The 4447-nt window shown below is 69.0% G+C and carries 4 protein-coding genes; 3 read left to right on the top strand and 1 reads right to left on the bottom strand.

The window, feature by feature from the left end; translation table 11 throughout:
- Nucleotides 1-2: 2 nt before the first annotated feature.
- Nucleotides 3-1139: an alpha/beta hydrolase gene (locus tag BKN37_RS26025; RefSeq protein WP_071030067.1), complete on the top strand. Its 1137-nt coding sequence runs from the start codon at nucleotides 3-5 to the stop codon at nucleotides 1137-1139.
- Nucleotides 1140-1182: 43 nt separating this feature from the next.
- Entirely contained in the window at nucleotides 1183-2601 is a 1419-nt protein-coding gene (locus tag BKN37_RS26020; protein ID WP_071030065.1) for a WS/DGAT/MGAT family O-acyltransferase, read from the top strand.
- 84 nt (nucleotides 2602-2685) lie between these two features.
- On the opposite strand, the gene BKN37_RS26015 is transcribed toward BKN37_RS26020, so the two are convergent.
- Nucleotides 2686-3501, bottom strand: a complete 816-nt coding sequence (locus BKN37_RS26015) for a 1-acyl-sn-glycerol-3-phosphate acyltransferase (RefSeq protein WP_071030063.1) — start codon at nucleotides 3499-3501, stop codon at nucleotides 2686-2688.
- 72 nt (nucleotides 3502-3573) lie between these two features.
- Between BKN37_RS26015 and BKN37_RS26010 the strand changes: the two genes are divergently transcribed.
- Nucleotides 3574-4356, top strand: a complete 783-nt coding sequence (locus tag BKN37_RS26010) for a crotonase/enoyl-CoA hydratase family protein (RefSeq protein ID WP_071030069.1) — start codon at nucleotides 3574-3576, stop codon at nucleotides 4354-4356.
- Nucleotides 4357-4447 lie beyond the last annotated feature (91 nt).

Here is a 4447-nt window from a genome sequence, read left to right as displayed (position 1 = left end):
ACATGCTGGCGGTCAGCGTCGCGTCGGCGTCGCTGCCGGTGGTCGGCAAGCACCTGGAACCGCTGGCCGGCGCGACCGCGATGGGGGTCTGGGGTGCGCGGCACCTGCCGACCTTCCTGACCACCACCGCCAAGTCCTGGCTCACCCCCGGCATCGGGGCCATCCGCAAGGCCGAACGCGACCAGACCCATGCGGTATCCGACGCGGCGCTGCGGGGGGTGGTGGCGGCCAGCGACCTGGACATCGCCTGGCCGCCCCCGGAGCGCACCCCGCCGGTGTGGAAAGCGTTGCAGCACCGCCGGCATCTCTACCGCTCCGCCGTGCGGTACGGCAGCCATCCCGCGCAACTGCTGGACGTGTGGCGCCGCAAAGACCTGCCAGCCGGTCCCGCGCCGGTGCTGGTCTTCGTGCCCGGCGGCGCCTGGGTGCACGGCAGCCGGATGCTGCAGGGCTACGCGCTGTTGTCGCACCTGGCCGAACAGGGCTGGGTGTGTCTGTCCATCGACTACCGGGTCGCGCCGCACCACCGCTGGCCGCGGCACCTCACCGACGTCAAGACCGCGATCGCCTGGGCGCGCGCCAACGTCGACAAGTACGGCGGTGACCGCACTTTCGTTGCGGTGGCAGGCTGTTCGGCCGGCGGGCACCTGGCCGCGCTGGCCGGGCTGACCGGTGACGACCGCGAACTCGCCGCCGAGTTACCCGAGGGCGGCGACACCTCGGTGGACGCGGTGGTGCCGATCTACGGCCGCTACGACTGGCAGGACCAATCCACCCCCGAACGGGTCCAGTTCGTCGACTTTCTGCAGCGGGTGGTGGTCCACAAGTCCATCGACCGGTACCCGGAGGTCTACCGCAACGCCTCACCCATCGCCCGGGTGCACCGCGGCGCCCCGCCGTTTTTGGTCGTCCACGGCAGCGCCGACACCGTCATCCCGGTCGAGCAGGCCCGCGCGTTCGCCGAGCGGCTGCGGTCGGTGTCGCACTCGCCCGTCGGGTATCTGGAGCTGCCCGGCGCCGGGCACGGTTTCGACATGACCGACGGTGCCCGCACCGGTGCCGCCGCGACCGCAATCGGCCTGTTCCTCAACCAGATTCACCGCAACCGGACCCTGTCCGGCGCCAAACGAGTTATTTGATCGCTGGCTGAGGGTAGGGTCGCTTGATGAGACAGGTACGCCGGTGAAACGACTGAGCGGCTGGGACGCGGTACTGCTGTACAGCGAGACGCCGAACGTGCACATGCACACCCTCAAGGTGGCGGTGATCGCCCTGGACGCCGACCGGCGCGCCTTCGGGGTCGAGGAGTTTCGCCAGGTACTGCACAGCCGGCTGTACAAGCTCGACCCGTTCCGCTACCAGCTGGTCGACATTCCGTTCAAGTTCCACCACCCGATGTGGCGGGAAAACTGCGACGTGGACCTGGATTACCACATCCGGCCGTGGCGGCTGCCCGCGCCGGGCGGTCGCCGCGAGCTGGACGACGCGATCGGTGAAATCGCCAGCACCCCGCTGGACCGCAACCGCCCGCTGTGGGAGATGTACTTCATCGAGGGGTTGGCCGATCACCGGATCGCGGTGGTCGGCAAGATTCATCACGCGCTCGCCGACGGGGTCGCCTCGGCCAACCTGCTGGCGCGCGGGATGGATCTGCAGACCGGCCCGCAAAGCGACCGGGAATCCTTTGTGACCGACCCGCCGCCGACCCGCGGCGAGCTGGTGCGCTTCGCGGTCCGGGATCACCTGCGCCAGTTGGGCAAGGTGCCCTCGACCATGCAGTACACCGCGCAGGGCGTCGGGCGGGTGCGCCGCAGCACCCGGAAATTCTCGCCGCAGCTGACGCGGCCGTTCACCCCGCCGCCGAGCTTCATGAACCACATGCTCACCCCGGAACGCCGGTTCGCCACCGCCACCCTGGCATTGGCCGACGTCAAGCAGACCAGCAAGAAGCTGGGCGTGACGATCAACGACCTGGTGCTGGCGATCTCGGCGGGAGCGCTGCGCAGCCTGCTGCTGCGTTACGACGGCACCGCCGACCACCCGCTGCTGGCCTCGGTGCCGATGAGCTTCGACTTCTCCCCGGATCGCATCTCGGGCAACCGGTTTTCCGGGGTGCTGGTGTCGCTGCCGGTCGACGTCGAGGACACCTTGGAGCGGGTCCGCCAAGCCCGCGAGGCCGCGGTGTTGGCCAAGGAGAGCCACCATCTGGTCGGGCCGGAACTGATCAGCCGCTGGTCGGCGTATTTCCCGCCGGCGCCCGCGGAGTCGCTGTTCAAATGGCTGGCCAGCCGCGACGGGCAAAACAAGGTGCTCAACCTCAACATCTCCAATGTGCCCGGCCCTCGCGAACGCGGCCGGGTCGGCGGCGCGCTGGTCACCGAGATCTATTCGGTGGGGCCGCTGACCGCCGGCAGCGGGGTCAACATCACCGTGTGGAGCTACGTCGACCAGCTCAACATCTCGGTGCTCACCGACGGTGCCACGGTCGAGGACCCGCACGAGATCACCAGCGCCACCGTGCAGGAGTTCATCGAAATACGGCGGGCCGCCGGGCTTTCCGAGGAACTGACGGTGGTCGAGACCGCGATGGCCCCGGCCTGAGCCACGCCGCGCCGAGTGTGGGGTTAATGCCCGCCGCACCCGGTTTGCCGTGCCTCAAGTCCACACTCGGCGGCTGATCACGCCCTAGCCGAGGACCGGGAAGCGGCGCTCGTCGGCGAGGCGGTCCAGCGCCTGTTGCATCACGTGGCGCACATGGGCATCGACCTCGTCGACATCGGGGTCCTCGCCGAAATCCGCGATGTCGATCGGTTCGAGCACCTGGGTGACGATCTTGGACGGCAGCGGCACGTTGACCGGCAGCACCGCCGACAACCCGAACGGGAACCCGAACGAGATCGGCAAGATCTTGACCCGCATCAGCTTGTCCAACTGCAGCAGCTTGGCCAACCCGGTGCCGCGGGACAGGTACAGCTGGGTTTCCTGACCGCCGATGGACACCGCGGGCACGATCGGCACCCCCGCGTTCAGCGCCGCCCGCACGTAGCCGGTGCGGCCGTCGAAGTCGATCTTGTTCTCTTCCAGCGTGGGTCGGTAGACGTCGTAGTCGCCGCCGGGGAAGACCACCACCACCCCGCCGGAACGCAGTGCCGCCGCGGCATTCTCGTGGTTGGCCCGGATAAAGCCGGTTTTGATGAAGAACTCGGCGGTGGGCCCGGTGAAGATGACGTCGTGGCTCAGCGTGTACACCGGACGGTCGTAGCCGAACTTCTCGTAGAAGCCGCTGGCGAACACCGGGACGTCCATCGGGAACAGGCCGCCGGAGTGGTTGGACACCACCAGCGCACCGCCGGGCGGGAAGTCGTCCAGCCCGCGCACCTCGCTGCGGTGATACGCCCTGAGGAACGGCCGCAGCAGCCCCATCACCCGCTCGGTGAGGGTGGGATCCCACTTCGCCGTCGGCGCGGCGGCGAGCTCGGTGTCGGTGTCCGGCGTGCTCATCCCGGCCCCCTTAGAATTGAAACGTGTTCTAGTTTTGCCCATCGTACCGGGTCGCGGCGGTCCCTGGTTACCATCAGCGGCGTGAGCGATGAAGCCGAATCCCCAGTTCTGGTCGAACAGCGTGACCGCATCCTGATCATCACCATCAACCGGCCCCAGGCCCGCAACGCCGTTAACGCCGCGGTCAGCCAGGGGCTGGCCGACGCGATGGATCGACTCGATGGCGACGCCGGCCTGTCGGTGGGGGTGCTCACCGGCGCCGGTGGCTCGTTCTGCGCCGGGATGGACCTCAAGGCGTTCGCGCGCGGCGAGAACGTGGTTGTCAAGGACCGGGGGTTGGGCTTCACCGAACGCCCGCCGATCAAACCGCTGATCGCGGCCGTCGAAGGCTACGCGCTGGCCGGCGGCACCGAGCTGGCGCTGGCCACCGACCTGATCGTGGCGTCGCGGGATTCGGCGTTCGGCATCCCCGAGGTCAAACGCGGCCTGGTGGCCGGCGGCGGCGGGCTGCTGCGCCTGCCGCAGCGCATCCCGTACGCGATTGCCATGGAGTTGGCGCTGACCGGCGACAACCTGACCGCCGAGCGGGCGCACGCGCTGGGGCTGGTCAACGTGCTGGCCGAGCCGGGCAGCGCGCTGGACGCCGCGATCGCGCTGGCCGAAAAGATCACCGCCAACGGTCCGCTGGCGGTGGCGGCCACCAAACGGATCATCACCGAATCCCGCGGCTGGAGCCCGGACACCATGTTCGCCGAGCAGATGAAGATCGCCCTGCCGGTGTTCGGCTCCAACGACGCCAAAGAGGGCGCGGTCGCGTTCGCCGAGAAACGCGCGCCGCGCTGGACCGGCAGCTAAGGGGAGCGGTCATCGACGTCGCGGCGTATTTCGCCCGCATCGAATACTCGGGACCTGCCGACCCGACGCTGGAGACGCTGTCGGCCCTGGT

Source organism: Mycobacterium talmoniae (assembly GCF_001854525.1).
Classification (GTDB): domain Bacteria; phylum Actinomycetota; class Actinomycetes; order Mycobacteriales; family Mycobacteriaceae; genus Mycobacterium; species Mycobacterium talmoniae.
The sequence above is the reverse complement of the archived record's forward strand: the minus strand, read 5'-3'. Positions and strand labels throughout refer to the sequence as shown.

Coding starts and splice junctions, on each gene's coding strand:
- BKN37_RS26015 (WP_071030063.1), bottom strand. CDS start 3,501: ATGAGCACGCCGGACACCGACACCGAGCTCGCCGCCGCGCCGACGGCG.
- BKN37_RS26025 (WP_071030067.1), top strand. CDS start 3: ATGCTGGCGGTCAGCGTCGCGTCGGCGTCGCTGCCGGTGGTCGGCAAG.